The sequence below is a fragment of the Micromonospora sp. NPDC049257 genome, from assembly GCF_040678915.1.
GTDB classification, from domain to species: domain Bacteria; phylum Actinomycetota; class Actinomycetes; order Mycobacteriales; family Micromonosporaceae; genus Micromonospora; species Micromonospora antibiotica.
This window is the reverse complement of sequence record NZ_JBFAQU010000001.1, coordinates 541,745-568,175: the sequence shown is the minus strand read 5'-3', so window position 1 is coordinate 568,175 and position 26,431 is coordinate 541,745. Positions and strand designations below refer to the sequence as shown.

The 26,431-nt window shown below is 73.0% G+C and carries 24 protein-coding genes and 2 pseudogenes; 10 read left to right on the top strand and 16 right to left on the bottom strand.

All coding sequences use genetic code 11. From position 1 onward, the window contains the following. Window positions 1–21 precede the first annotated feature (21 nt). The 7 genes and pseudogenes from AB0K25_RS02520 to AB0K25_RS02490 form a co-directional block, all read right to left on the bottom strand. Window positions 22–447 carry a DUF4247 domain-containing protein gene (locus AB0K25_RS02520; RefSeq protein WP_208565302.1) on the bottom strand — a complete coding sequence of 142 codons (426 nt, stop codon included), beginning with the start codon at window positions 445–447 and terminating at the stop codon, window positions 22–24. 114 nt (window positions 448–561) lie between these two features. After that, a pseudogene (locus tag AB0K25_RS02515) lies at window positions 562–918 on the bottom strand (DUF2617 family protein); the annotation flags it as partial. Between the two features lie 177 nt (window positions 919–1,095). Beyond that, window positions 1,096–1,269: pseudogene (locus AB0K25_RS02510) on the bottom strand (DUF2617 family protein); the annotation flags it as partial. 2 nt (window positions 1,270–1,271) lie between these two features. Continuing rightward, complete coding sequence (locus AB0K25_RS02505; RefSeq protein WP_219465534.1) at window positions 1,272–1,898, bottom strand: DUF4178 domain-containing protein; 627 nt, start codon at window positions 1,896–1,898, stop codon at window positions 1,272–1,274. A 96-nt stretch (window positions 1,899–1,994) separates the two neighbouring features. Further along, complete coding sequence (locus AB0K25_RS02500; protein ID WP_219465533.1) at window positions 1,995–2,399, bottom strand: hypothetical protein; 405 nt, start codon at window positions 2,397–2,399, stop codon at window positions 1,995–1,997. 361 nt (window positions 2,400–2,760) lie between these two features. Then, window positions 2,761–5,352, bottom strand: a complete 2,592-nt coding sequence (gene clpB / locus AB0K25_RS02495) for an ATP-dependent chaperone ClpB (protein WP_219465531.1) — start codon at window positions 5,350–5,352, stop codon at window positions 2,761–2,763. A 191-nt stretch (window positions 5,353–5,543) separates the two neighbouring features. Beyond that, entirely contained in the window at window positions 5,544–5,795 is a 252-nt protein-coding gene (locus AB0K25_RS02490; protein ID WP_363817927.1) for a hypothetical protein, read from the bottom strand. A gap of 542 nt (window positions 5,796–6,337) precedes the next feature. Here AB0K25_RS02490 and AB0K25_RS02485 point away from each other — a divergent pair. The 4 genes from AB0K25_RS02485 (at window position 6,338) to AB0K25_RS02470 (ending at window position 9,014) form a co-directional block, all read left to right on the top strand. After that, window positions 6,338–6,568, top strand: coding sequence for a winged helix-turn-helix domain-containing protein (locus AB0K25_RS02485; protein ID WP_363817924.1), 231 nt, complete (start codon window positions 6,338–6,340; stop codon window positions 6,566–6,568). A gap of 129 nt (window positions 6,569–6,697) precedes the next feature. Then, window positions 6,698–7,198, top strand: a complete 501-nt coding sequence (locus AB0K25_RS02480; protein WP_088641912.1) for a TrkA C-terminal domain-containing protein — start codon at window positions 6,698–6,700, stop codon at window positions 7,196–7,198. 5 nt (window positions 7,199–7,203) lie between these two features. After that, window positions 7,204–8,409, top strand: a complete 1,206-nt coding sequence (locus AB0K25_RS02475) for a cation:proton antiporter (RefSeq protein WP_219465527.1) — start codon at window positions 7,204–7,206, stop codon at window positions 8,407–8,409. Window positions 8,410–8,582: 173 nt separating this feature from the next. Next, complete coding sequence (locus AB0K25_RS02470) at window positions 8,583–9,014, top strand: hypothetical protein (RefSeq protein ID WP_363817920.1); 432 nt, start codon at window positions 8,583–8,585, stop codon at window positions 9,012–9,014. A gap of 76 nt (window positions 9,015–9,090) precedes the next feature. Here the strand turns inward: AB0K25_RS02470 and AB0K25_RS02465 are convergent, their stop codons facing one another. The 5 genes from AB0K25_RS02465 to dnaK all read right to left on the bottom strand — a co-directional run bounded on the left by AB0K25_RS02465 (window position 9,091) and on the right by dnaK (window position 13,836). Further along, window positions 9,091–9,300, bottom strand: a complete 210-nt coding sequence (locus AB0K25_RS02465) for a hypothetical protein (protein ID WP_219465525.1) — start codon at window positions 9,298–9,300, stop codon at window positions 9,091–9,093. Between the two features lie 126 nt (window positions 9,301–9,426). Then, window positions 9,427–9,870, bottom strand: coding sequence for a MerR family transcriptional regulator (locus AB0K25_RS02460; RefSeq protein WP_219465524.1), 444 nt, complete (start codon window positions 9,868–9,870; stop codon window positions 9,427–9,429). 29 nt (window positions 9,871–9,899) lie between these two features. After that, window positions 9,900–11,084 carry a molecular chaperone DnaJ gene (gene dnaJ / locus AB0K25_RS02455; RefSeq protein WP_219465523.1) on the bottom strand — a complete coding sequence of 395 codons (1,185 nt, stop codon included), beginning with the start codon at window positions 11,082–11,084 and terminating at the stop codon, window positions 9,900–9,902. 82 nt (window positions 11,085–11,166) lie between these two features. After that, a complete protein-coding gene (grpE, locus tag AB0K25_RS02450; RefSeq protein WP_219465520.1) occupies window positions 11,167–11,910 on the bottom strand; it encodes a nucleotide exchange factor GrpE in 744 nt (247 codons plus the stop codon). A 48-nt stretch (window positions 11,911–11,958) separates the two neighbouring features. After that, window positions 11,959–13,836 carry a molecular chaperone DnaK gene (gene dnaK / locus AB0K25_RS02445; RefSeq protein WP_219465519.1) on the bottom strand — a complete coding sequence of 626 codons (1,878 nt, stop codon included), beginning with the start codon at window positions 13,834–13,836 and terminating at the stop codon, window positions 11,959–11,961. Between the two features lie 208 nt (window positions 13,837–14,044). On the opposite strand from dnaK, the gene AB0K25_RS02440 reads away from it, so the two are divergent. Genes AB0K25_RS02440 through AB0K25_RS02430 form a run of 3 tightly spaced genes read left to right on the top strand, consistent with a single transcriptional unit; the run spans window position 14,045 to window position 18,857 of the window. Further along, window positions 14,045–15,898, top strand: coding sequence for an ABC transporter (locus tag AB0K25_RS02440; protein WP_357532789.1), 1,854 nt, complete (start codon window positions 14,045–14,047; stop codon window positions 15,896–15,898). Next, the gene (locus AB0K25_RS02435; protein WP_363817915.1) at window positions 15,895–17,577 is read left to right on the top strand and encodes a GTPase; all 1,683 of its coding nucleotides are present in this window, start codon (window positions 15,895–15,897) and stop codon (window positions 17,575–17,577) included. The genes AB0K25_RS02440 and AB0K25_RS02435 overlap by 4 nt, the downstream gene beginning before the upstream one ends. Window positions 17,578–17,630: 53 nt before the next feature. Next, window positions 17,631–18,857 (top strand): hypothetical protein, encoded by a 1,227-nt coding sequence (locus tag AB0K25_RS02430; protein WP_219465514.1) that lies wholly within the window; start codon window positions 17,631–17,633, stop codon window positions 18,855–18,857. 99 nt (window positions 18,858–18,956) lie between these two features. Here the strand turns inward: AB0K25_RS02430 and AB0K25_RS02425 are convergent, their stop codons facing one another. Together AB0K25_RS02425 and AB0K25_RS02420 are read right to left on the bottom strand one after the other, a co-directional pair. Continuing rightward, entirely contained in the window at window positions 18,957–19,868 is a 912-nt protein-coding gene (locus tag AB0K25_RS02425; RefSeq protein ID WP_357532784.1) for a hypothetical protein, read from the bottom strand. Beyond that, window positions 19,865–20,974: an SPFH domain-containing protein gene (locus AB0K25_RS02420; RefSeq protein ID WP_357532782.1), complete on the bottom strand. Its 1,110-nt coding sequence runs from the start codon at window positions 20,972–20,974 to the stop codon at window positions 19,865–19,867. The genes AB0K25_RS02425 and AB0K25_RS02420 overlap by 4 nt, the downstream gene beginning before the upstream one ends. Window positions 20,975–21,050: 76 nt before the next feature. Here AB0K25_RS02420 and AB0K25_RS02415 point away from each other — a divergent pair, with 76 nt between their 5' ends. After that, window positions 21,051–21,737, top strand: a complete 687-nt coding sequence (locus tag AB0K25_RS02415) for an NUDIX domain-containing protein (protein ID WP_219465507.1) — start codon at window positions 21,051–21,053, stop codon at window positions 21,735–21,737. Window positions 21,738–21,921: 184 nt separating this feature from the next. On the opposite strand, the gene AB0K25_RS02410 is transcribed toward AB0K25_RS02415, so the two are convergent. Together AB0K25_RS02410 and AB0K25_RS02405 are read right to left on the bottom strand one after the other, a co-directional pair. Next, window positions 21,922–22,497 (bottom strand): phosphatase PAP2 family protein, encoded by a 576-nt coding sequence (locus AB0K25_RS02410; protein WP_363817910.1) that lies wholly within the window; start codon window positions 22,495–22,497, stop codon window positions 21,922–21,924. Between the two features lie 189 nt (window positions 22,498–22,686). Beyond that, window positions 22,687–23,700, bottom strand: coding sequence for a hypothetical protein (locus AB0K25_RS02405; protein WP_363817907.1), 1,014 nt, complete (start codon window positions 23,698–23,700; stop codon window positions 22,687–22,689). 562 nt (window positions 23,701–24,262) lie between these two features. On the opposite strand from AB0K25_RS02405, the gene pdhA reads away from it, so the two are divergent. Further along, window positions 24,263–25,441, top strand: coding sequence for a pyruvate dehydrogenase (acetyl-transferring) E1 component subunit alpha (gene pdhA / locus AB0K25_RS02400; RefSeq protein ID WP_363817904.1), 1,179 nt, complete (start codon window positions 24,263–24,265; stop codon window positions 25,439–25,441). Next, on the top strand, window positions 25,441–26,430 hold the full coding sequence (locus tag AB0K25_RS02395) for an alpha-ketoacid dehydrogenase subunit beta (RefSeq protein WP_208565280.1): 990 nt from the start codon (window positions 25,441–25,443) through the stop codon (window positions 26,428–26,430). The genes pdhA and AB0K25_RS02395 overlap by 1 nt, the downstream gene beginning before the upstream one ends. Window position 26,431 lies beyond the last annotated feature (1 nt).

The following is a 26,431-nucleotide window of genomic DNA, read 5'->3' as shown; positions in this document are numbered from 1 at the left end:
TTCGGTCGGGATCGATACGCGTCACTTGCCGGAGCCGGGGCCGCCACCACGCACGGTGCTGCCCCGACCCCAACCCCAGTGGCTGCCCACCGTCGAGTGGTAACGCGGGTAGGCGGTGCGCATCCGCTCCAGCAGGATCAGCGAGCCGGCGGCGATCGGCAGGATCACCAACGAGTCGTCGTCGTAGCGCAGGTAGACGCCGCTGCCGTCGACGTACTGGTCGGCCGGCTTCCAGGCACCGGTGACGTCGTCCGCCACCTGGCTCGGGGTCCGGTTCGAGGTGTACGCGACGGCGTCCCGCCCGATGTCCCGGGCCGCCGCCCGGGTGTAGCGGTCCTCGATGTAGCCCCGGGGCGAGAAGTTGCCGTAGAAGATCGCGAAGGCGGCGACCAGCGCGCCGACGACCGCGAACGCCACCCCCACCACGAACCAACGTCGGTACGTCACGGTGTCTCCTTCGTTCGCGACTGCGGGGCTCGCAGAACCGGCTCACTCCTCGCGCTCACGGTGCCTCCTCCGTTCGCGACTGCGGGGCTCGCAGAACCGGCTCACTCCTCGCGCTCACGGTGCCTCCTCCGTTCGCGACTGCGGGGCTCGCAGAAGGTCCACCACCGTCTCGGTCAGGACCAGTTCGTTGGTCTGGGGGTACGCGTGCCAGGTGCGCCAGCCCACCGTGCCGTCCGGCGCGTCGGGGCGTACGGCCAGCGCGGTGACCGCGTCCGGGTCCCCCGGAAAGACCCCGACCAGGGCGTACGGGTCGTCGGCCAGGTCGGCGCGGAGCGCGGCGATCCGGGTGTGCAGCTCCCCCTCGGCGGGGCGCAGCACGGTCGCGGTGAACCGGTAGCCACCCGCCTCGTCGTGCAGGTCGCCGGGCAGGTGCGGGGGCCGACCGGGCAGGCAGGCGACCGTCTCGACCAGCCCACCCGCCGCTGCCGGACCCGTCGCGTCGGCCCACCCGGTCGAGGTGTCGGCGTCGGCGAGCCCGGTCGAAGCCGCCGGGGTGCCGAGCCCGGTCGGAGCGGCCGGGGTGCCGAGCCCGGTCGGGATGTCCGCGTCGGCGAGCCCGGTCGAAGCGGCCGGGGTGGTGAACCCGGTCGGGGTGGTGAGGACGACCTGGTGGGACGCGCCGAGCAGGCGCAGCCGCAGCCGTACGCCGCCGGGCAGGGTCACGTCACGGATGTGCAGGGCGGGGCGTTCCGGGCCACCGAGCGCCAGGCTCAGGTCGGCGGCGCAGGTGTCGACGTACGGGGTGTCCAGGCTGACCAGCACGATCAGGACCCCCCCGGGCCGGACTGCGGGTACACCATCACGTCCGCGCGGTGCAGCCGCTCGCCCCGGCCCACCTCCCAGCCGGCGTCCCCGTACGCCTCGAAGGAGAGCCGCTCGCCGCCCTGGCCCCGGTAGTCCTGGTAGCGGACGGTGCCGTACGGGTCGAGGCCGGTGCTGCCGGTGGCCGAATAGCGGGCCTGGCCGGACTCCTCCCAGGAGTAGCGGCGGCCGGCGAAGTCGAGGGTGGGTGCGCCCGGGGTGATCGTGGCGGCCGGCTCGGCCGTCCAGAGCACCAGCTCCAGGTCCGGGTCCTCCTCGACGGAGAGCCAGCGCTTGTCGCCCTCGACGGTGTCCAGCAGGTGCTCGGCCCAGCTCCAGCCGCCCTCGACCAGGTGCACCGAGCCACGAACCGCGTAGGACACCCCACGGATCTCGACGATGTCGCCGGGCTTGAGCTTGCGGGGGTCCCCGCGCAGCGCGTCGGAGTCGGTGTCGCGGAACGGGTCCTTCGCCGGTGTCGGCCGGTTCGGTTTCCGACTCCGGCTGAAAGCCACCGCCGCCACCACGATCCCGGCGACCCCGATCAGACATCCCAACGTTGCCACGACGTACGCGACCGAACCGTTCACCCCGACCACCTCCCCAAGTGCATCGGCGGAGACGGTAACAACCCCGCGCACCCCGCGCACCTGGGGAAACTCAGCGAATCCTGAGTAAACAGTCAGCTACCGAGTGTCATCGTCGGTGTGCTGACCAGCCAGCCGGTCCGCCGCGTACCCGCCCAGCGTGGTGCTGCCCATCGTGCAGCCGGCAAAGGTGGTGAACTCGTCGTCGATGCCGCGTAGGGCCGCCCAGGCATCCCGGGCCGCCGCCGGATCGACCCCCTCCAACAGCGTCGCCGCGTACGCCCGGCCGGCCGGCGAGCCGTGCCGCAGCAGCCAGTCGACCTGCTCACGGGCCTGCCGGGGGCGCTGCGCGAACGCTTCCCCCACCCGTCGGTACGCCTCGGTCACCGGCAGCAGCGTGCCGGCGAACCCCACCCCGCCAAAGGCGACAGTGTCCGCCCCGGCGAGTTCCCGCACGGCGGCGTCCAGCTCCGGGTCGCCGCTCTTCTTCCGCATCCCGAACATGCCCCTCTCCTTTCCCCGCCCCACCCCTGACCACCCACCCCACCCCCACCCAACCCGCCCCACCCCCCACTCGACCCACCCCGCCCCCACTCAACCTCCGCCCAACCGCACTCAGCTCTCGCCAACCGCACTCAGCCTCCGCCCAACCGCACGCAGCTCTCACCCGCCCGCGGTGATCAAGAGGTTTGCGTCACCAGAGAGCGCTCCCAGTGACGTAAACCTCTTGATCACCGGCGCAGGAAGGCCGGGGCGGGGGGTGATCAAGAGGTTTACGTCGAGGGAAAGCGCTCTCGTGACGTAAACCTCTTGATCACCGGGGCGGGAGGGAGGGCGGGAGGGGGAGGGGCGGCGGGGGCGGGGGTCAGGTGGAGGTGACGGTGAGGGCGTTCTTGTCGTCGGACAGGTCGACCCGTACCGTGTCGCCGTCCCGGATCACGCCACCCAGCAGGGCCTTGGCGAGCTGGTCGCCGATGGCCGACTGGACCAGGCGGCGCAGCGGGCGGGCACCGTAGATCGGGTCGTACCCGTGCTCGGCGAGCCAGGTCCGGGCGGCGTCGCTGACGTCCAACGCCAGCCGGCGGTCGCCGAGGCGCCGACGCAGCCGGGTGAGCTGGATGTCGACGATCGACCGCAGGTCGTCCCCGCGCAGCGCGGCGAAGACCACGATGTCGTCGAGCCGGTTGAGGAACTCCGGCTTGAAGTGCGAGCGGACCACCGCGAGCACCCCCTCCCGGCGCTGCTCCTCGGCGAGCGTCAGGTCGCTGATCACCGACGACCCCAGGTTGGAGGTGAGGATCAGGATCGCGTTGCGGAAGTCGACGGTACGACCCTGACCGTCCGTGAGCCGACCGTCGTCGAGCACCTGGAGCAGGATGTCGAAGACGTCCGGGTGGGCCTTCTCCACCTCGTCCAGCAGGATCACCGAGTAGGGGCGGCGGCGCACCGCCTCGGTGAGCTGCCCGCCCTCCTCGTAGCCGACGTAGCCGGGCGGGGCACCGACCAGGCGGGCGACGGAGTGCTTCTCGCCGTACTCGCTCATGTCGATGCGGACCATGGCCCGCTCGTCGTCGAAGAGGAACTCGGCGAGCGCCTTGGCCAGCTCGGTCTTGCCGACGCCGGTGGGGCCGAGGAACAGGAAGCTGCCGGTGGGGCGGTCCGGGTCGGCGACGCCGGCCCGCGCCCGGCGTACCGCGTCGGAGACGGCACCGACGGCCTCGGCCTGGCCGACGACCCGGCCGCCCAGCGACTCCTCCATCCGCAGCAGCTTGGCGGTCTCGCCCTCCAGCAGCCGGCCGGCCGGGATGCCCGTCCAGGAGGCGACGACGGAGGCGATGTCGTCCGCGCCGACCTCCTCCTTGAGCATCGCGCCGTCGGCCTGGAGCCGGGCGAGTTCCTCCTCGGCCCGCGCCAGGTCGGCCTTGAGCGCCGGGATGCGGCCGTAGCGCAGCTCGGCGGCGCGTTCCAGCTCGCCGTCGCGTTCGGCCCGTTCGGCCTCGCCGCCGAGGCGTTCCAGCTCCTCCTTGGCGGTGGAGAGCTTGGTGATGTGGCTCTTCTCGGTCTGCCAGCGCTCGGACAGGGCGGTGAGCTGCTCGCGCTTGTCGGCCAGCTCCTTACGCAGCCGCTCCAGCCGCTCGGCGGAGGCGGCGTCGGGCTCCTTGGCCAGCGCCATCTCCTCGATCTCCAGCCGGCGGACCGCCCGTTCGATCTCGTCCACCTCGACCGGCCGGGAGTCGATCTCCATCCGGAGCCGGGACGCGGACTCGTCGACCAGGTCGATCGCCTTGTCGGGCAGGAACCGGTCGGTGATGTACCGGTCGGACAGCGACGCGGCGGCGACCAGGGCGGCGTCGGTGATCCGGACGCCGTGGTGCACCTCGTAGCGTTCCTTGAGGCCGCGCAGGATGCCGATGGTGTCCTCGATGGTGGGCTCGCCGACCAGCACCGGCTGGAACCGACGCTCCAGCGCCGGGTCCTTCTCGATGTGCTCGCGGTACTCGTCGAGGGTGGTCGCGCCGACCATCCGCAGCTCGCCGCGCGCCAGCATCGGCTTGAGCATGTTGCCGGCGTCCATCGAGCCCTCGCCCTTGCCCGCGCCGACCACGGTGTGCAGCTCGTCGAGGAAGGTGATGACTTGCCCGTTGGAGTTCTTGATCTCCTCCAGGACGGACTTGAGCCGTTCCTCGAACTGCCCCCGGTACTGCGCCCCGGCGACCATCGCGCCGAGGTCGAGCGAGACCAGCTTCTTGTCGCGCAGCGACTCGGGCACGTCGCCGGCCACGATCCGCTGGGCCAGGCCCTCGACGATCGCGGTCTTACCGACGCCGGGCTCGCCGATCAGCACCGGGTTGTTCTTGGTACGCCGGGAGAGCACCTGGATCACCCGGCGGATCTCCGAATCCCGGCCGATCACCGGGTCGATCTTGCCGTCGCGGGCGCTCGCGGTGAGGTCGACGCCGTACTTGGTCAGCGCCTGGTAGGTCTGCTCCGGGTCGGCGGTGGTGACCCGCCGGTCCCCGCCCCGCACCGTCGGGAACGCGGCGACCAGGTTCTCCTCGGTGGCCCCAGCCGACTTCAGCGCGTTGGACACCGCGCCACCCACCCGGGCCAGACCGGCCAGCAGGTGCTCGGTGGAGGTGTACTCGTCGCCGAGCGGCCGGGCGATCTGCTCGGCGGCCCCGATGGCGTTGACGAACTCGCGGGCGAGGGTGGGCTCGGCGATGCTGGACCCACGGGCTGCGGGCAGCGCGTCGACCGCGCGCTGGGCGACCCGGCGCAGCTCGGCGGGGTCGGCACCCGCGGCGCGCAGCAGGCCGGCAGCGGTGGAACCGTCGGTGTCGAGCAGTGCCGACAGCAGGTGCCAGGGTTCCACGGTGGCGTGACCACGCTGGTTGGCCAGCGCGACGGCACCGGTGATGGTTTCGCGGCTCTTGGTGGTGAGTCGTTCCGTGTTCATGGGCTCCCCCGGGATCGGCGTGTCCACTAGTAAGAGACACCACCAGAGTTGAGCCTATTCCGCTCAACTCTCGCTATGTGACTCGCGTCACAAACTCTCGTTCGAGGTCGGCCGACGAACTCCGGCCCACCTCAGTTGACCCACCGCACCCTGCCGCACTCCACCCCGCCTCGCCCACCTCCGCTCAGGAGTCAGCGGGGCAGGCGGGCGGCGCAGGGGGTCTCGTGGTCGGCCCGGAGCACGCACCGCCGACCACTGTCCAGCCGGTTGTCGCAGAAGACCCGGTGGCGTACCCCCTGATCATCCTCGGCGGAGACGGTGGTCTCGCCGGGGTCGACGTGGGCGAGGAAGGCCAGCGAGCGGGCCGCCGTCCGGGCGAGCATCTTGGCCCGCGCCAGGTCCGCAGCGACCACCGGCAGGTGTACGACATACCGCCCGGTCATGCCTCCCCACCCGCCCGACCCGGCTCACGCCACCCCGGGCGGGCCGAAGCAGTATCGGCCCAATGGCGGTATAGCGATGGCTCGGACACCGCAATATCGCCCCACCTGAGTTGACCAAGGTCGAGCTTCGACGGTGGGTGCGGCGACTCGTACCCCATGGCGCTCCTTCGCTGGACGGCTCGGTGTCGCGGTGCTGGAAGGGCAGCCCGGCCGCGCTGCCGGTTCGGCCGGGCTGCCCGCCCTGCCGTCGCAGCCCACTTCGGCAGTACGACGACAGGGCCGCTTTCGCATGGACGCCGCCGACGCGGCCCATGTCGATCTCAGGGCTGGCACGACTGACGCATCTTCTGGCCCAGTCGTGCCAGCCCACGGATGCCAACCGGAGGCCGGTTTGCCTACCAGGCTTTCCGCTGATGGCCCCGCCGAAGCAACATACAATGCAAAGCATTGGAAGACAACCACTCACCATGCAAAGCACGCGAAGTCTTGGCGGGCCGTGTGCTGCCATGGGAGGATCTTGGGGCCTACCAGGAGTTGCCGCCATGCCCCGAGTTTCCGACCGTCAGCGCATCGCCCAGGACATCCGCGACAAGATCGCCTCCGGCGAGTACACGCCAGGCGACAAGTTGCCGTCCCTGCGTGAGTTGATCGCGCACTACGAGGTTTCCGCCGAGCCCGTGCGCTCCGCACTGCTGATCCTTCAGGCGGAGGGCCTCATCGAAGGTCATCAGGGCAAGGGAACCTACGTCACACCGCGCAGAACCACCCCTTGATCCCGCAGCGCGGGTCGCGGTTACCGACCGGCGAGCCGGCGAGCACAGCCGGTGCCTGCCGGAAAGTGCTCGCCAGCAGCACAGACGTCCAACGGGCCCAGCTTGGGCGCAGGGTATAGCCTCGCGTCCGTGCGAGTACGTGTCGAACAGACCGCCCTACCCGGAATCGGCGTACGTCATGATCTGATGACGGAGTCCGGTCGCCGGCTCGGTGTGGTCTCCCACCGCAATGGCCGCCGCGACCTGGTCCTCTACGACCCGGACGATCCCGACTCCTGCCAGCATGACATCCCGCTGACCGACGACGAGGCCGAGGCGTTGGCCGACATCCTCGGCGCGTCGCTGATGCTGGGTCAGCTCTCCGGCCTGCGCGAGCAGGCGGCCGGGCTGCTCACCGAGCAGATCGCCATCCCGGCCGGGTCGAAGTACGTCAACAAGCGGCTCGGTGACACCAAGGCACGTACCCGCACCAGCGCCTCCATCGTGGCGGTGCTCCGGCAGGGCGAGGTCAACGTCTCGCCCGATCCCACCTTCCGCTTCGCGGCCGGTGACGTGGTGGTCGTGGTCGGGACCCGGCAGGGTCTCGACGGGGTGACAGCCATCCTCGCCGACAGTGACCCGGACGGCTGAGGCGTATGCACGAAACCACCACACTGCTCATCGAGGTCGGCGCGCTCCTGCTTCTGCTCGGGCTGCTCGGCCGGCTCAGCCGCCGGTTCGGCGTCTCCCCCATCCCCCTCTACCTGCTCGCCGGGCTCGCCTTCGGGCACGGTGGCCTGCTCCCGCTGGCCGCGAGCGAGGAGTTCTTCGCCGTCGGCGCCGAGATCGGCGTCATCCTGCTGCTGGTCATGCTCGGCCTGGAATACAGCGCCAACGAGCTGGTCGGCAACCTGCGCTCGGCGGCCCCGGCCGGCCTGATCGACGCGGCGCTCAACGCCCTGCCCGGTTTCGGCTTCGCGTTGCTGCTCGGCTGGGGCTGGGTGGCCGCCGTGGTGCTCGGCGGCATCACCTGGATCTCGTCGTCCGGGGTGATCGCCAAGGTGCTCGGCGACCTCGGCCGGGTCGGTAACCGGGAAACCCCGGTCATCCTCTCCGTGCTGGTCATCGAGGACCTGGCGATGGCGCTCTACCTGCCGCTGGTGACCGCGCTGCTGGCCGGCGTGGGCCTGGTCAAGGGTGGGATCGCGCTGGGTGTCGCGGTGTTCACCGTGGTGATCGTGCTGGTCGTCGCCATCCGCTTCGGCCACCTGATCTCCGCCGCCCTGTCGGCGAAGGACCCGGAGGCGTTGCTGCTCGGGGTGCTCGGCCTGACCCTGCTGGTCGCCGGCATCGCCGCCCGGCTCCAGGTCTCCGCCGCCGTCGGGGCGTTCCTGGTCGGCATCGCCCTGTCCGGGCCGGTGGCGCACCACGCCACCGAACTGCTCTCCCCGCTGCGGGACCTCTTCGCCGCGGTCTTCTTCGTCTTCTTCGGCCTGGTCACCGACCCCCGGGACATGCCGCCGGTGCTGCTGCCCGCGATCGTGCTGGCCGTGGTCACCATGGGGACCAAGCTGCTCACCGGCTACCTGGCGGCCCGCCGGGCCGGCATCGCCGAACCGGGCCGTTGGCGGGCCGGCTTCGCGTTGATGCCGCGCGGCGAGTTCTCCATCGTCATCGCCGGTCTGGCCGTCGCCGCCGGCACCGTCGAACCCAAACTGGCGGCGCTCGCCACGGCGTACGTGCTGATCACCGTGATCACCGGTCCGATGCTCGCCCGCCTGCCCGACATGCGCTGGTTCAAGCAGAGGCTGCGTCGACGGATCGCCGCCCGACAGCCCCAGCCGGTACCCGCCACGGACTGAGAACCGCCTGGCCAGGCCCCTCACACAGGTGGCCTGGCCAGGGCCTCCGTTGCCGAATTGCTCCCGGCGGGGTCTTCCGCCGGCCGGGCAGCGGCGGCTAGCGTTGCGCCCCAGCAGGACAGGGTCCCGCGGGCGGACGGAGGCACCCCGTGGATGTGAGCGGAAGGTTGCCGGTGAGCGTGCAGGATCCGCCGTTCCACGGCTTCGCCAACCCCGTCGACCCGTCGCCGGGGGAGCTACGGGCCTGGGCGTACCAGCCGGACTCGGTGCCGCTGACCTCGCTGCCACAAGACTGGGACCTGCTGGTCTCCGGCGACCACCTGGTGCTCACCCTGTTCGAGTTGGCGTTGGACCCGGCCTGCCCCGCGCGCCGCTTCGCCCTGCACTGCCTCTACATCTACGCGGCCGACGGCATCCGGACGAACTTCCGCGCCCACCCCAAGCGTCGCTTCCGCAAACTGGTGGAGCAGGCCGAGCGCGACGGCGACGAGTTGATGCGCAACTGGGCGTACAACAGTCGGGCGCTGCTGGCCCGGCAGGAACTCTTCACCTACCACGACTGGTGCGAGGGCGGCCTGGTCCGGGACAACCGCCGGCTCGGCTGACCGGCGGCGCACCCGCAGCCGGACGGCGAACGGGCCGGGACCCCCCGTGGGTCCCGGCCCGCACGTCGACGGATCGTCAGCGTGCCGATCCGCCCTGGTTGCGGCGTTTCTCCCCGGTCCGCTCCCGGTCCGCCCCGGGGTCGGCCCCTTCGGCGAACCTGCCGTTCTTCACCGTGTCGGAGAACTTGCCCTCGGTGACCCGGTCGAACTTCTCCCGGACGTTCTCGGCCACCTTGTTGAGCCGCTCCTCCGCCTGCCGGGCCACTTTCTTCGCCGATTCCGCCACGGTTCCCCCCGCCGTCGGAGTCCGAATTGACCTGGTTGGACCTGACAACAGGCTAGCCGGAACGACCACCCACCGCCGGAAAACCCCGACCGCAGACCACCGCCGACCCGGCGGGCCGGGCCAGGGTCAGCGGTCGGGGGTGCGGCGGGGACGCCAGACCACCAGCGCCGTGGAGGTGCGACTGGTCGGCACCAGGTCACCCCGGGAGAAACCGCTGGCCAGCGTCTCCAGCTCGGCGATCCGGCGGTAGGCGGCGTCCAGCTCCGCCTCCAGTCGGGCCACCCGCTGCTGGGCCTGCTCCACCAGGCGTTCCAGCCCGATGATCCGTTTCACCCCGGCCAGGTTGACACCCTCGTCCTGGCTGAGCCGCTGGACCTCACGCAGCAGGACCACGTCCCGCACGCTGTAGCGTCGCCCGCCACCGGCCGCCCGACCGGCCTGCACCAGGCCGAGCCGGTCGTACTGACGCAACGTCTGCGGGTGCATTCCCGCCATCCGTGCCGCGACCGAGATCATCAGCACCTTGGCCTCGTAGGCGGCGTCACCCGAACCGACGAACCCGTCCGACATCTCCACTCACCTCCGCACCCGTCAACCGGTCAACCGACCCGACGCACCCGCGCGTCGAGATGTTCCCGGGCCGCCGGCGGCGTCGCGTCGGCGAACGACTCCAGCGCCGCCCGGGCTTCGTCCGACACCGTCGCCGGCACCACCACGTCCAACGTGACCAGCAGGTCACCGGCCTGACCGTCGCGACGCACCACACCCTTGCCCCGGGCCCGCAGCACCCGACCGGACGGGGTCCCCGGCGGCACGCGCAGGGTCACCGCGCCGTCCAGCGTGGGCACCCGCAGGTCGGTGCCGAGCACCGCCTCGGCGAAGGTGATCGGCACGGCCAGCGTCAGGTCGTCACCGGTACGCCCGAACAGGTCGTCCGGGCGGACCTTCACCTGGACGAACAGGTCGCCCGCCGGCCCACCCCGCTGACCCGGCTCGCCCCGCCCGGCCAACCTGATCCGCTGCCCGTCGGCCACCCCGGCGGGAAAGCGGACGTTCAACGTGCGGGTCTTGGTGACCCCGCCGGTGCCGTGGCACTCGGGGCACTTCTCCTCGACGACCGTGCCGACGCCCTGGCAGTTGCGGCACGGCTCGGAGAAGCTGAACGACCCCTGGTCCCGGGTGGTCACCCCGGCGCCGTGGCAGACCGGGCAGGCGGTCGGCTGGGTGCCGGGCTTCGCGCCGTTGCCGTGGCAGGTGTCGCAGACCCCGGGCGCGCGCAGCGTCAACGGCAGGGTGACACCACGCACCGCGTCCCCGAAGTCGAGGGCCACCTCGGTCTCCACGTCCCGGCCCCGGGCCGGGCCACGTGCCCGCGTCGGACCGGCACCACCGGCACCACCGCCGGAGAAGATCGAGCTGAACAGGTCGGTGAAGCCGCCACCACCGAACCGGGTGTCCCCGCCACCGCCGCCGAACAGGTCGGAGACGTCGAACGGGGCACCGCCGGGCTGACCCGTGCCGGGCGCGCCCCGACGGAACGCGCCCGAGCCGAACAGCGAGCGCATCTCGTCGTACTCGCGGCGCTTGGTGTCGTCGCCGAGCACCGCGTACGCCTCGGAGACGCCCTTGAACCGCTCCTCGGCTTTCGGGTCACCGGGGTTGTGGTCCGGGTGCGATTCCCGGGCCAGTTTCCGGTACGACTTCTTGATCTCGTCTGAGGAGGCGGACTTCTCCACGCCCAACGTGGCGTAGAAGTCCTTCTCGATCCAGTCCTTGGAACTCACCGGTCCACCCCCTTCCGTGAGATGTGGCCCGGTCGCCCCGCCCACCGGGTGAGGGTGGGCGGGGCGACCGGATGGCCGTGCACTATTGCGGGTCGGCGACCGCGACCATGGCCGGCCGCAGCAGCCGCTCACCGAGCAGGTAGCCCCGGCGCATCACCTGGACACAGGTGGGCTCGTCCACGTCCGGCGAGGTCTGGTGCGCGACCGCCTCGTGCCGGGTCGGGTCGAACGGATCGCCCTTCTCGCCGAAGGGGGTCAGGCCGAACTTGCCCAGCGCCGTGGTGAGCTGCTCGGCCACCGTGCCGAACGGCCCCACCAGGTCGCCGTGCTCCCGGGCCCGGTCCAGGTCGTCCAGGATGGGCAGCAGCGCGGCGAGCACCGAGCCGGTCGCCTGCTCCTGGACCACGCCCCGGTCCCGGTCCACCCGCTTGCGGTAGTTGGCGTACTCCGCCGACACCCGTTGCAGGTCCCGGGTCCGTTCGTCCAGCTCGGCCCGGAGGGCTTCCAGCTCGGCGCCGAGCGGCGAGCCGGTCGGGCTGTCGTCGACCGGCTGCGCGGGGGCGTCCACCACCGGCGGACCGGTCGGTGCCGGCCCGTCGAGCGCGGTCGCCTCGGCCTCGATCTCGTCGACCATCACCTCGGCCTCCTCGACCAGCCCCTCGGCCGGGGCGTCCGCCCCGGCGTCGGCGGCGGCGGGCGGCTCCTCGGTCCTGCCCAGCTTGCGGTTGTTCCGGATGACGACCCGCGGCCCGTCGTCGGCGGGCTCGGAGCCACCCGGCGTCGACCCGGAGGCGCCCGGGTCGGCGACTCGTGGCTTCTCCGTCATACGACTACCTCGATCCCTGTGCGGTGAGTTCGTGTCCGGCACGGACCGTCACTTCTTGTCCTCGTCCACGATCTCCGCGTCGACCACGTCGTCCGGGCCGCCCGCCTTCGGGGCCCCGGCGGCACCGGCACCCGCGCCGGCACCGGCGCCCGCGCCCGGACCTGCCGCGCCCGGCTGCTCCCCCTGCTCGGCCTGCTGCGCGTAGAGCAGCGAACCGGCCTGCTGGGAGACCTGGGCGAGCCGCTCGTGGGCCGCCTTGATCTTCTCGATGTCCTGACCGCCGAGCGCGCCGCGCAGCTCGCCGAGGGCCTCGTTGAGCTGCTCCCGGTTCTCCGTCGGCAGCTTGTCGCCGCTCTCGGCGAGGAACTTCTCGGTCTGCCACTGGAGCGCCTCGGCCACGTTGCGGGCCTCCGCCTCCTCGCGGCGACGCTTGTCGTCGTCGGCGTGCTCTTCGGCGTCGCGGCGCATCCGCTCGATGTCGTCCTTCGGCAGCGAGGAGCCGCCGGTGATCGTCATCTTCTGTTCCTTGCCGGTGCCCAGGTCCTTGGCGTGCACGTTGACGATGCCGTTGGCGTCGATGTCGAAGGCGACCTCGACCTGCGGCACGCCACGCGGCGCCGGCGGGAGGCCGGTCAGCTCGAAGGTGCCGAGCTTCTTGTTGTACGCCGCGATCTCGCGCTCGCCCTGGAACACCTGGATCAGCACCGACGGCTGGTTGTCGTCGGCCGTGGTGAAGACCTCGGAGCGCCTGGTCGGGATGGTGGTGTTGCGCTCGATGAGCTTGGTGAAGATGCCGCCCTTGGTCTCGATGCCCAGGCTCAGCGGGGTCACGTCGAGCAGCAGGACGTCCTTGACCTCACCCTTGAGCACGCCAGCCTGCAGGGCCGCGCCGACGGCGACGACCTCGTCCGGGTTGACGCCCTTGTTGGGGTCGCGACCGGTGAGCTGCTTGACCAGGTCGGTGACGGCCGGCATCCGGGTGGAGCCGCCGACCAGGATCACGTGCTCGACGTCGGAGATCTTGATGCCGGCGTCCTTCACGGCCTGCTCGAACGGGCCCTTGCAGCGGTCCAGCAGGTCCTGCGTCATCCGCTGGAACTCGGCGCGGCTGAGCGTCACGTCCAGGTGCAGCGGGCCGGCCGCGCCGGCGGTGATGTACGGCAGGTTGATGTTGGTGGTAGTGGCCGCCGACAGCTCGATCTTGGCCTTCTCGGCCGCCTCGCGGAGCCGCTGGAGGGCCATCTTGTCCTGGCCCAGGTCGATGCCGTGCTCGCCGCGGAACGTCTTCACCAGGTGGTCGATGATCCGCTGGTCCCAGTCGTCACCGCCGAGCTGGTTGTCACCGCTGGTCGACTTGACCTCGACGACGCCCTCGGCCAGTTCCAGCAGGGACACGTCGAAGGTGCCGCCGCCCAGGTCGAAGACGAGGACGGTCTGCTCCTTGGAGCCCTTGTCCAGCCCGTACGCCAGGGCCGCCGCGGTCGGCTCGTTGACGATCCGCAGCACGTTGAAGCCGGCGATCTCACCGGCCTCCTTGGTGGACTGCCGCTGCCCGTCGTTGAAGTAGGCGGGAACGGTGATCACCGCGTCGGTGATCTGCTCACCCAGGTACGCCTCGGCGTCCCGCTTGAGCTTCATCAGCGTGCGCGCCGAGATCTCCTGCGGGGTGTACTTCTTGCCGTCGATGTCGACGGTCCAGTTGGTGCCGATCTCCCGCTTGACCGAGCGGATGGTCCGGTCCGGGTTGGTCACCGCCTGGCGCTTCGCGACCTCACCGACGAGCACCTCGCCGTTACGGGCGAACGCGACGATCGACGGGGTCGTCCGCGAGCCTTCAGCGTTGGCGATGACGGTGGGCTCACCGCCCTCGAGAACGCTGACGCAGGAGTTCGTCGTGCCGAGGTCGATACCGACCGCACGTGCCATCTTCGCTTCCTCGCTTCGTTACGGGTGGGCAGGTCGGAGGGCCTGCCCGGGAGGGCCGCCCGCAGCGACCACACCACAAGTTGAGTGAACTTGACTCAATAGTGCCACGCGATCGCCAAAGCGCAAGTCGACTTGAGCCGACCCGACGCAACCCGACCGTTACTACCCTCCGGTTGTCTCTGTTGCATCGGTCGGGCACGCTTTAGCGGTGACGACGCACGGCGATCCCGCCACCCGGTCCGGCGCGCCCACCGTCGCCGCCCGCACCGGGCCGTCGGAGACCGACGAGACGCCGCCCGGCCCCACCGGAGACGGCCTGCCCGCCGCCCTCACCGGCCTGCGGGCCGCGATCGGCGCGGCCCGGTTTCCGCTCGCGCTGCCCTCGGCCGAGCCGGCCCGGCACACCGGCCGGGCGCTGACCGACCAGCTCGACGACTACCTGCTGCCCCGGCTGGCCCGGCTCGACGCCCCGCTGCTCGTGGTCGTCGGCGGCTCCACCGGCGCGGGCAAGTCGACCCTGGTCAACAGCCTGGTCCAGGCCCGGGTGAGCGCCGCCGGCGTGCTCCGCCCCACCACCCGCTCCCCGGTGCTGGTCTGCAACCCCGCCGACGCCGCCTGGTTCCGCCAGGGTGAGCTGCTGCCCGGCCTGACCCGCACCAACGAACCCAGCGAGGATCCGGGCACCCTGCACCTGGTCACCGCGCCCGCGCTCCCCCCGGGGCTGGCCTTCCTCGACGCCCCCGACATCGACTCGGTGGTCGACGCCAACCGGGCCCTCGCCGGCCAACTGCTCGCCGCCGCCGATCTCTGGCTCTTCGTCACCACCGCCGCCCGGTACGCCGACGCCGTCCCGTGGGAGCTGCTGCGTACCGCCCGCTCCCGGGGTGCCGCGATCGCCATGGTGCTGGACCGGGTGCCCCCCGAGGCCGCCGACGAGATCGCCGCCCACCTGTCCGAGATGCTCGCCGCCCAGGAGTTGGGCGCGGCACCGCTGTTCGTCCTGCCGGAGACCTGGGTCGACGGCCAGGGCCTGCTGCCCGACCGGGTCACCGCACCGCTGGGCACCTGGTTCGCCCGGCTCGCCGCCGACGCCGAGGCCCGGGCCGCCGTGGTCCGGCAGACCCTCGACGGCGCACTCGCCTCACTGCACCCGACGGTGGAGATGCTCGCCGACGCGGCCGACGAGCAGATGGTCGCCGCCGACGCCCTCGACGACCGGGTCCGGGCCGCCTACCAGGGCGCGCACCGGACCGTGGCCGAAGGGCTGAAGGACGGCCGGCTGCTCCGCGGCGAGGTCCTCGCCCGCTGGCAGGAGTTCGTCGGCACCGGCGAGTTCTTCCGGACGCTGGAGGCCCGGATCGGCCGGCTGCGCGACCGGGTCGTCGCCGCGGTAACCGGCCGGCCCGCCACCCCCGCCACCGACCTGCGCAACGCCATCGAGTCACAGTTGGTCACCCTGCTGCGCGGGGTCGCCTCCGAGGCGGCGGAGAACGCGTACACCGCCTGGAAGGCGAACCCGGCCGGGGCCGCGCTACTCGACCCGCCGCTGGCGCACCCGTCGGCCGACCTGCCCGAGCGGGCCGAGCGGCTGGTCCGGGACTGGCAGCGCGGGGTGCTGGAGCTGGTGCGGGAGGAGGGCGGCGACCGGCGGTTCGTGGCCCGGACGGCCGCGTACGCGGTCAACGCCACCGGGCTGGCCGTGATGATCGCCGTCTTCGCCTCCACCGCGTTCATCCCGACCGGGCTGGAGGTGGCCACCGGGGCCGGCACCACCGTCGCCGCGCAGGCCGTACTCCAGGCGATCTTCGGCGACCAGGCGGTGCGTACCCTCGCCGCGAAGGCCCGGGGTGACCTGCTGGAACGGGTCCGCGCGCTGCTGGACGAGGAGGCGGCCCGCTACCTGGCCCGCACCGACGGGGCCCGACCCGGTGCGGAGGTCGGCGCGGCGCTGCGCCGGGCCGGCGGCCGGGTCGAGCTGGCCCGGCACCACAGCGGCCTCGCCGGCCAGACCGGCCAGGCCCTACCGATCCCGACCCCGACCTCCGAGGACGGCACCCGGTGACCAACATCGTCGGTCGGATGCGCGAGGCGCTCCGGGGTGACCAGCGGGTCGACGCCGACGCGCTGGTGGCCCGCCTCGACGCGATCCGCCGGTTCCTCGACGCGGTCGACGGCGAGGTGCCCGACACCCGGCTGGTCGGCGCGCACACCCTGGTCGAGCGGGCCGGCACCCGGTTGTCGCTGTCCCGGGACCACACCGTCGTGGCGTTGGCCGGCGCCACCGGCAGCGGCAAGTCCAGCCTGTTCAACTCCCTGGCCGGGATGGAACTCTCCCCGGTCGGGGTGCGCCGGCCCACCACCGGTGTCGCGCACGCCTGCGTCTGGGGGCCGCTGGACGGCGGCAACCGGCTGCTCGACTGGGTCGGGGTGCTGCCCCGGCACCGGTTCGTCCGGGAGAGCGCGCTCGACGGCGACGACGAGTCGGCCCTGCACGGGCTGATCCTGCTCGACCTGCCCGACTTCGACTCGGTGCAGCGGTCCCACCGACTGGAGGTGGACCGGCTGCTCGGCCTGGTCGACCTGGTGGTCTGGGTGGTCGACCCGCAGAAGTACGCCGACCGGGTGATCCACAACAGCTACCTGCGCGAGTTCCACCGGCACCGGGACGTGACGGTGGTGGTGCTCAACCAGGCCGACCGGCTGCCCCCGGCCGAGCTGCCCCGGGTGCTGGCCGACCTGCGCCGGCTGCTCGACGTCGACGGGCTCGACGGGGTGCCGCTGCTGGCCACCACGGCGGTCGAGCCGGACGGGATGACCGGGCTGCGGGAGGCGCTGGAACGGGCGGTGTCGGACCGGCAGGCCGCGCTGCGCCGGCTCTCCGGCGACGCCGACACGGTGGCGGCGTCCCTGGGCGAACTGGTCGCCGTCGAAGCCCCGGGGCACGTCCCGGACGCCGCGACGGTCCGCGCCCTGGACCGGGCGTTGGCCGAGTCGGCCGGGGTGCCGGCGGTGGCCGCCGCGGTCGAGGGGGCGTACCGGCACCGGGCCGGCGGGGCCACCGGCTGGCCGTTGGTACGCGGCTGGCGCAAACTGCGCCCCGACCCGCTGCACCGGCTGCACCTGCCCGGCCCGACCACCGATCCGCAGCGCCCGGCGGAGCCCGTGCTCGCTGCCACCTCCGTGCCCGACCCGACAGCCGCTCAGCAGTCCGCCCTCGGGCTGGCCATCCGCGCCGTCGGCGACCGGTCCGGCGAGAAACTCCCGGCACCCTGGCCGGCCGCGGTGACCGCCGCCGCCCGGTCCCGGCTGGGCGACCTGCCGGACGCGCTGGACGGCGCGGTCGCCGGCACCGACCTGGGCATGGACCGCCGGCCGTTCTGGTGGCGGCTGGTCGGTGCCCTCCAGTGGCTGGTCACCCTCGCCGCCGTGGCCGGGCTCGGCTGGCTGGTGCTCGGCTACGCGCTGCGTGCCCTGGGTCTGCCGGCGCTGGACTATCCCCGGGTGGGGGAGGCACCGTTGCCGACTGTGCTCCTGCTCGGTGGGCTGCTCGCCGGTCTGCTGGTGGCCGCGGTGACCCGGCCGGTGATCCGCTGGGCGGCCCGACGGGCCCGACAGCGGGCCGAGCAGCGGCTCACCGAGGCGGTCGCCCGGGTCGGCGCGGAGTACGTCCTCATCCCCGTCCGGGCCCTCCTCGACCGGTACGCCCTCGCCCGCTGCGCCTGGCAGGACGCCACCCGGTGAACGCCGCCGCCGGCACAGGTGTCCGGGGCTGCGCGGCGGCGTAGGGTCGTGCCATGGCCACGCCAAAGACCCCCTACGACGCGGTGCTCTCCGCGGCCCGCGACGTGACCAGGCTGGACTGCGCGCTCGACGCCGAGATGCTCGGCACGGCGCTGCTGGGCAGCGTCTACGCGATCGCCGAGACCGACCGGGAAACGGCGGTCCGGGAATTCGTCTCCGGTTTCCTCGCCGCCACCTCCCGCCGCCGGACGGCCGCCGCCACCACCATCCGTCAGGTCTTCGCCGCGCTGGTGCCCGATGCCGAGGGCGCGGCGAAGGTCCGCCCCGGCGCGCAGGCCCCGGCCTGGGCCGGTCAGCTCGGCCGAGTCCATCTCACCGGCACCTGGTCGTACGGCGACGTGTACGGCGACCAGACCTCCTACCTGGCCACCTTCGCCTACGACGACGAGTCGGGCGGCCCGGAGCACGCCCTGGTGGCACTGGTCGACCACAACATCGGCATCACCAAGGACGTCTTCGTCGGCGGGCCGGCCGAACGGATCCTGGAGCAGGTCCGGCAGATGTGCGCCGACGACGACCTGACATGGTTCCGGGAGGAGGACCCGGCCCGGATGCACGGCGAGGTGGGTCGTCACCTGACGATCACCGACGACCTGGGTGACCTGCCCGCCGAGGGTTCGCTCGCCACCGACCGGGCGTTGGTCGGGGCACGGCTGGCGGTGCTGCCCGAGCCGAGCGCCGGCACCACCGGCTGGGACGCGCAGCCGCTCAGCGCCGACGAGCGCACCACGCTGGTCCGGGCTTTCCTGTCCTCCCCCGAGGCGGCCCGCCACGGGCTGAACACCCTCGACAGCGACGCCGAGCTGGCCTCGCTGCACTTCTGCCTGGGGCTGCTCTTCGACCACTCGGCGAGCTTCCCGGACGCCGACCCGTTGCGCTGGAGCCCGGCGGTGGCCGGGTTGTTCCTGCTCGACTGGGTGCACCGGCGGGCCGTGCTGGACATGGACGACGCGGCGTTGCTGCCCCGGGTGCTGCGGGCCTGGGCGGCGTTCGCGGCCCGGCGGCGGGGGCTGCCCGAACGGGCCGGCACCCAGACCGACGAGGCGATCGAGGAGTTGGTGCCGGAGTTCGCCCGGCTCTATTCAACAGGCGAGCGGCGCAGCCCGGCGACGGCGGCGGTGGCCCAGCTGATGGCTGACGGCATCGACCCCGACGACCCGGTCGCCCTGGACGCCTGGATCGAGGCCAACCGGCAACGGCTGGGGGACGACACCCCCTGACCGTCCGACGACGCGCTGCGGGCCTGGCGACGCGCTGACCACCCGACGACGCGGTGGCCGGCGACGCGCCGGGGTGGCCCCGTGACGTCCCCGGCCGGTCTACGGCTCGACCAGGGCCAGCCGGCCCGGGGCGACGTCGAGGCGTACCCGCTGGCCCCACCGCAGGGTCAGCCGGTCGGCCTCCAGCCCGTCGGCGAACGCCACCAGACCGTCGGACTCGGCGGTCAGCTCCAGCGCGTCGGTGCCGTCGAGTCGGCCGGCGACCAGCTCGACCCCGGTGACCGGTGAGGGCCACGCCTCCCGCACGTACCAGCACAGGGCCGGCTCCTGAGGGGCGGGCGGCGGGACGGCTGCCGACCGGTCCCGGGCGATCGAGGCGCACCAGCCGGTGGCCCCGGTGCCGGTGCCGACGACCACCCCGGAGGACGACTGCCGTTCCCGCCGGGGCCGGCCGTCCCCGCCGACGTCGAGCAGGTAGCGGGCCGACTGGTGGGAGGCGTGCCCGACGTACACCTCGTTGAGGCCGACGAGTTCCTGTCCGTCGTCGAGGGTGGCCCGGACCATGGCCCGGTGGCGCAGCGGCGCGGTCCCGGCGGCCACCGCCGGCAGCAGGGCGGCCACCTGGTCGCCGGTGCAGCGGACCAGCACCCCGGCGTTGCGGCCCGGTTCCGGGTCGACGCCGACGACGGGTTGCCCGGTGAGGTACTTCGCCACGTTGGCGACGAGACCGTCCGGGCCGACCGCGACGATCACGTCCTCCGGGCCGAACAGGAACCGGGGCAGGTCGTCCCGGTCGACCGTGCCACGCCGCCAGTCGGCCGGCACGGCGGCCCCGACGGCGGTCAGCGCCGCCTGGAGGGCCTCGTGCCGGTCCACCACCTCGGCCAGGTCCCGGCCCCGGGCGCGCAGGTACCACTGGGCCGCCGCCCGGGTGCCGTGCCGGGCGAGCAACTCCTCCAGCTCGCTGCGGCGGCGGACCACCACCACCCGGGGGGTCAGTGTGCCGCTCACCGGTCCACCGTCCCGGTCGGGCCGGTGAGCCGGCCGAGCAGGTCGGCCAGCAGGTCCGGGGTGACGGTGAGCTGACCGATCGGCGGGAGCTGGCCGGCGAGTTCCCGGACGGTGAGGGCTTGCAGCACCCCGGGCGGCAGGGTGGCGTACGTGGCCAGCTTCGCCGCCTCCGCCTCGGCCTCGGCGGCGCCGACGGCGCGTACCGTCTCGGCTTTGGCCACGGCGAGCACCCGTTCCTTGTCGGCGGCACCGGCGGCGAGCAGCCGTTCCTTGTCCGCCTCGGCGGTGGCGGACACCCGGGCCCGTTCGGCGGCGGCGGCGTTGGCGACCTGTTCCCGCTCCGCCTTGCCCTGGGCGGTGGCCAGCTCGGCGGCGGCGTCGAGTTCGACCCGGCGGCGGGTGTTCGCGCCGTGCTGCTCGACGAGCTGCTGTTCCCGGCGGGCCAGCTCGATCTTGTTCTGGAGTTCGTTCTCGGCGATGCCGCGTTCCTGCTCGACGGCCTGGGCCCGGCGGGCGTAGGTGGCCCGGTCGGCCTGCACCTGCACGGCCTCCCGGGTGGGGGTCTGCAGGGCGCGTTCCAGCTCGGGTTCGGGCCGGACGGCGACCACCCGGGCGCTGACCACGGCCACCCCGATGTCGGCGAGCCGGGGCTCGGTGTCGAGCGCTGCGGAGACCGCCTCCCGGATGGGTGCGATCGTGGTCAGCGCCTCGGCCAGCGGAACCCGGGCGAGCAGGTCCAGGGCGGGCTGCTGGGCCAGCTCGGCCAGCAGGGTGGCCACCTGGTCGAGCGGTCGGGACCGGGCCTTACCGGTGCGCGGGTCGATCGAGAAGTCGAGCCGGGCGGCGGCCAGCGTCGGGTCGGCCACCCGGTAGGTCACGGTGGCCTGGACGGTGATGTCGGCGAAGTCGCCGGTACGCGCGTGGAAGAGCAGCGGCAGCTCCCGGTCGTCGACCGGCACCTCGCTCAGCACGGCGGTCAGCGGTCGGTACCAGAACGACTGGCCGGTCCCTTCCCGCCGGACCCGCCCGTCGACGTGCAGCCGCACCCAGTTGGTCGGTGTCCCGCGCAGGTGGCGCAGGAAGAGTCGCCTCGTCACGTCGGCCATGTCTCACACCTTCCTCTTTTTCGTCTACCCGACGATAACCACTCTGATAGGTTATCGTCAAGGTGGTGATAAAGAGATGACCGACTACCCGCCCTTCGCCGTGACGGTGGACCTGGTGGTCCTCACCGTGCGCGCCGACGCGCTGCACCTGCTGCTGGTCCGCCGGGGCATCCCGCCGGACGAGGGCCGGTGGGCGCTGCCCGGCGGCTTCGTCGGCATCGACGAGGATCTGCCCGACGCCGCCGTCCGGGAGCTGACCGAGGAGACCGGGCTCCCCGAGCCGGCCGGCCACCTGGAGCAGCTCGGCACGTACGGCCGGCCGGACCGCGACCCGCGCGGACGGGTGGTCACCGTCGCCTGGCTGGCCCTGCTGCCCGACCTGCCCACCCCGGTGGCCGGCTCGGACGCCGCCTCGGCGGAGTGGGTGCCGGTCGACCGGCTCACCCCCGGCCAGCTCGCCTTCGACCACGACCGGATCGTCGCCGACGGCCTGGAACGGGCCCGCGCGAAGCTGGAGTACACCCCGCTGGCCAGCGCCTTCTGCCCGCCCGAATTCACCGTGGCCCAGCTGCGGGCCGTCTACGAGACGGTCTGGGGCACCCGGCTGGACCCGCGCAACTTCCACCGCAAGGTCACCGGCACCCCCGGCTTCGTCAGCCCCGCCGGCCGGGCCACCGAGGGCGACCGGGGGCGACCTGCCCAACTGTTCCGCCGGGGCCCGGCCACCCGGCTCCACCCACCCATGCTCCGCCCCGAACCCTGAACCGCCCGCCGGGCCCGACGCCCCGACCGGGTCACCGCCCCGACCGGGTCACCGCCCGGACCTCGTCACCGCCCGGACCGACCATCCGGCACCGGTCCAACCGGCACCCGTCCCACCGGCACCGGTCGCCGGGCGCTGCGCCCGGTCTGGGGCGCCGCCCGGGCTGCCGGCTCGGCACGAGGGCTCAGGAGAGCGGCGCGTAGGCCAGCCCGGCCACCAGGCCGCCGACCAGCGCGCCCACCACGACCTGCGCGACCGTGTGGTCGCGCAGCCGCACCCGGGACCAGCCGACCAGGGCGAGCAGCGGCACGGCTGGCAGCAACCGGGGGCCGAAGGTGAGCACCAGCACCACCAGCGTGCCGGCGGCCACCGCCGAGTGGATGGACATCTTCCACCAGTGACTGACCGCCACCGCGACCACCAGGCCGACCACCCCGGCCGCGACCAGGGCCAGCACCGGGCGCGGTGCACCGAGCGCCGCGAGCAGGGCCAGCCCGGTGGCCGCCGAGGCGAGCCCGAGCAGCAACGGCACCCGACGCTGCTCGCGGCGACCGATGTGATGATCGGTGAGTCGACCCCGCCGCACCCCACCCAGGATGTACGCGAACGGGATACCGGCGGCGAAGACCGTGGCGAGCAGCCCCCAGGCCAGTCCGCGCGCCCCACCCGCACCGTGCCAGCCGATCACCACGGTCAGCGCGGTGACCAGCACGGCCGGCGCGGTCACCTCGGTCACCAGCCGGGCCACCCGGGTCGCCACCGCCCCCGACCCGACCGGCTCGGCAGCGGCAGGTGACCCTCCGAACGGAGCAGGGTCGGCCAGGTCGGGGGCGGCCCGGTCGCCGCCCTCGTCGCGCGTAGTCAGCGTTCCGCCCCCGCATCCGTGGTGCCCGATCCGGCACACCGCAGTGGTCGACGGGTCGACCGACGGCATCCGGGCCGCCGCGGCTCAGCCTGCGGCTTCGTTCGTCACCGTACCGTCCGGGTCGGTGGTGTCGTGGAGGGTCGACGCGGACCCGGCGGAGGTCTGCGACACGGGTACGGCGGGTGCCTGCGGTGCGGGGACCGGGGTGGCCGACGGGCGGGCGACCGGGATCGACGGGCGACCGGCGGTTGGTCCGACGCGCGGTACGGGACGGGTCTGCGACCGTGGACGCGTGGGGTGGGTCGTGCCGGCCGGGATCGCCGTCGCGGTGGGTCGGGGCCGCGCGGTGGGGACCAGCGTGACCGTGAAGGTGGGTCGGGGCTCGGGGGTGGCGGTCTGGCCTGGCGTCGGGGTGGACGCGGGGGGCGACGTGGACCCGGGCGTCGGGGCGGGCTCCGGGGTCGACGTGGGTGCGGGGGTGGGGGTGGGCGGGGGTGCGGAGGTGGGCGTGGCGGTGTCGGAGGGTGCCGAGGTCGGCGACGGGTCCGGCGGTGGCTCGGAGAGGGTGGCGGTCGGCTCGACGTCCGGGTCCGGGTCCGGACTCGGGCTCGGCGTGGGGTGGGGTGTGGCGGTGGGGGTCGGGTGGGGGGTGGGGGTGGGATGGGACGGCGCGTTGGGTGCCGACGTCCGGCGGATCGGCCGGGGCGTGGCGGCGGGCACAGCCCGACGGTGGACGGGGCCGGTGGTGGCGGGAGCCGGGGCGGTGGCGGGCGGTGCCGGGGCGGTGGCCGGTGGGCGGGCCGGTTGACCGGTGGCGGGCACCGGGACGACGACCGGCCCGACCGACGGGGTGGGCAGGAACGGGGTGCCGTCGTCCGGCAACGCGGTGCTGCCCACGGTGGCCGAGCCGGCGCTGATCGCGGCGAGCACCGGCATCGAGGCGGCCCCGGCGAGCAGGGCGACGGTGAACAGGTAGCCCCGGTGCGGCGCACCGACGCCGGGTGCCCGGTGGACGCCGATCATCCGCCGGTAGCTGCCGCCGCCGGCCCGGTGCCGGCCGAGGAGGGGGACCGGAGGACCGTCACCTGGCTCGGACACCGCAACTCCCTCGTCGACCTGGACGTGTTCGCCGGTGGGCAGCACGGATCAGAACGGACATTATGCGCCAAACGCCCACCAATACCGGTCAGCTTGACCCAGTGACGCCCAGTTCACCAGGCACCACAGCGTGTCGACACACAAAAAGTCCGTCACCCGGCCGGTCCGGCGACGATCGCCCGACATCGGCGCGGCCCGCGCGGGCGCAGGCGCAGGCCCGGCCGGCGCAGGCGCGGCACGGCGACAAAAAAGTCCACGGGTCACCAAGCGGACATGTCGTCACCGGCGGGAGGGCCATACTGTGGGGCCGCTCACCTCCTCTGCAATCATTCAGGCACGACGGCAACGCAGCCGCACCTCCGCGTACCCCGTGGCAGGCATGGCTGCTCGCCGACGCTCCCGAACCGGGTTCGACCCATGGATCCGGCTCAGGTCGTGCGGCAACCCCCACCGGGGCTAGGCACGGCCGCCAGGAACCAGTCCGGCAACAGCCGGGCCGGCGCACGTTGTGCGCGGACGGGTGACCCCCCGGCTCGGGCACAGACACGACAGGGAGAGACGGATGGCAAAGGGCGACCCTGCGGTCTCCAGCCGCGGCCGGCGAGCCGCACCCCGGTCCCGGCGAGCCGCCGCGACCGCTGAGCCGGAACTCGTACAGCTGCTCACCCCCACCGGGGAGCGGATCGAGAGCGCGACCGGCCCGGACGGCACCGAGTACCGCGTCGACTTCACCGACGAGGAGTACCGCGGCCTCTACCGCGACCTCGTGCTGGTCCGCAAGCTCGACGCCGAGGCGACCGCGTTGCAGCGGCAGGGCGAGCTGGGCCTGTGGGCCTCGCTGCTCGGTCAGGAGGCGGCCCAGGTCGGCTCCGGACGGGCGCTGCGCAGCCAGGACATGGCGTTCCCGACCTACCGGGAGCACGGCGTCCTCTACTGCCGGGGCATCGACCCGATCATGCCGCTCGGCCTGTTCCGTGGCGTCGACCAGGGCGGCTGGGACCCGAACGAGTTCAAGTTCAACATGTACACGATCGTCATCGGGGCGCAGACCCTGCACGCGACCGGGTACGCCATGGGCGTCCACATGGACGGCAAGACCGGCACCGAGGACGGCGAGGCGGTGATCGCCTACTTCGGCGACGGCGCCACCAGTCAGGGCGACGTCAACGAGGCGTTCGTCTGGGCCAGCGTCTTCAACGCCCCGCTGGTCTTCTTCTGCCAGAACAACCAGTACGCCATCTCCGAGCCGCTGGAACGCCAGACCCGGGTGCCGCTCTACCGGCGGGCCGGCGGTTTCGGCTTCCCCGGTGTCCGGGTCGACGGCAACGACGTGCTCGCGTCGTACGCGGTGACCCGGCATGCGCTGGACAACGCCCGGCTCGGCCAGGGCCCCAGCCTGATCGAGGCGTACACCTACCGGATGGGCGCGCACACCACCTCGGACGACCCGACCCGTTACCGGATCGCCAGTGAGGTCGAGGCCTGGCAGGCCAAGGACCCGATCGCCCGGATGAAGGCGTTCCTCGACAAGCAGCAGATCGCCGACGACGCGTTCTTCGCCGAGATCGACGAGCAGGCCCGCGCCGAGGCGGTGCACCTGCGCGAACGGGTGCTCGAACTGCCCGACCCGGCCCCGGTGTCGATGTTCGACCACGTCTACCCGCACGGCTCGCCCGAGTTGGACGCCCAGCGGGCCCGGTTCAGCACCTACCTGGAGTCGTTCGAGGGGAGCGCGCACTGATGGCCACGGAGACGCTCACCCTCGGCAAGGCCCTCAACACCGGTCTGCGTCGGGCCCTGGAGAACGACCCGAAGGTCGTCATCATGGGCGAGGACGTCGGCAAGCTCGGCGGCGTCTTCCGGATCACCGACGGGTTGCAGAAGGACTTCGGCGACCAGCGGGTGATCGACACCCCGCTGGCCGAGTCCGGCATCATCGGCACCGCCGTCGGCCTGGCCATCAGGGGTTTCCGGCCGATCTGCGAGATCCAGTTCGACGGCTTCGTCTACCCGGCGTACGACCAGATCGTGTCGCAGGTGGCCAAGATGCACTACCGCTCGCAGGGCAAGGTCACCATCCCGATGGTGATCCGGATCCCCTACGGCGGGGGCATCGGCGCGGTGGAGCACCACTCCGAGTCGCCAGAGGCGTACTTCGCGCACACCGCCGGGCTGAAGGTGGTGACCTGCGCCAATCCGCAGGACGCGTACGTGATGATCCAGCAGGCGATCGCCTCGGACGACCCGATCGTCTTCCTGGAGCCGAAGCGGCGCTACTGGGAGAAGGGTCCGGTCGACCTGGACGCCCCGTTGTCCGGGGCGTACCCGCTGCACTCCGCCCGGGTGGTGCGGCCGGGCACCGACGCGACCGTGTTGGCGTACGGCCCGATGGTGCGTACCGCGCTGGACGCGGCGACCGCCGCCGCCGAGGACGGCCGGGAGCTGGAGGTCGTCGACCTGCGTACGCTCTCGCCGCTGGACCTGACCGCTGTCTACGAGTCGGTGCGGCGCACCGGCCGGTGCGTGGTCGTCCACGAGGCCCCGGGCAACCTGGGGCTGGGCTCGGAGATCGCGGCCCGGGTCACCGAGGAGTGTTTCTACTCCCTGGAGTCGCCGGTGCTGCGGGTCACCGGTTTCGACACCCCCTACCCGGCGAGCCGGGTGGAGGAGGAGTACCTGCCCGACCTCGACCGGGTGCTCGACGCCGTCGACCGCACCTTCGGCTGGTGAG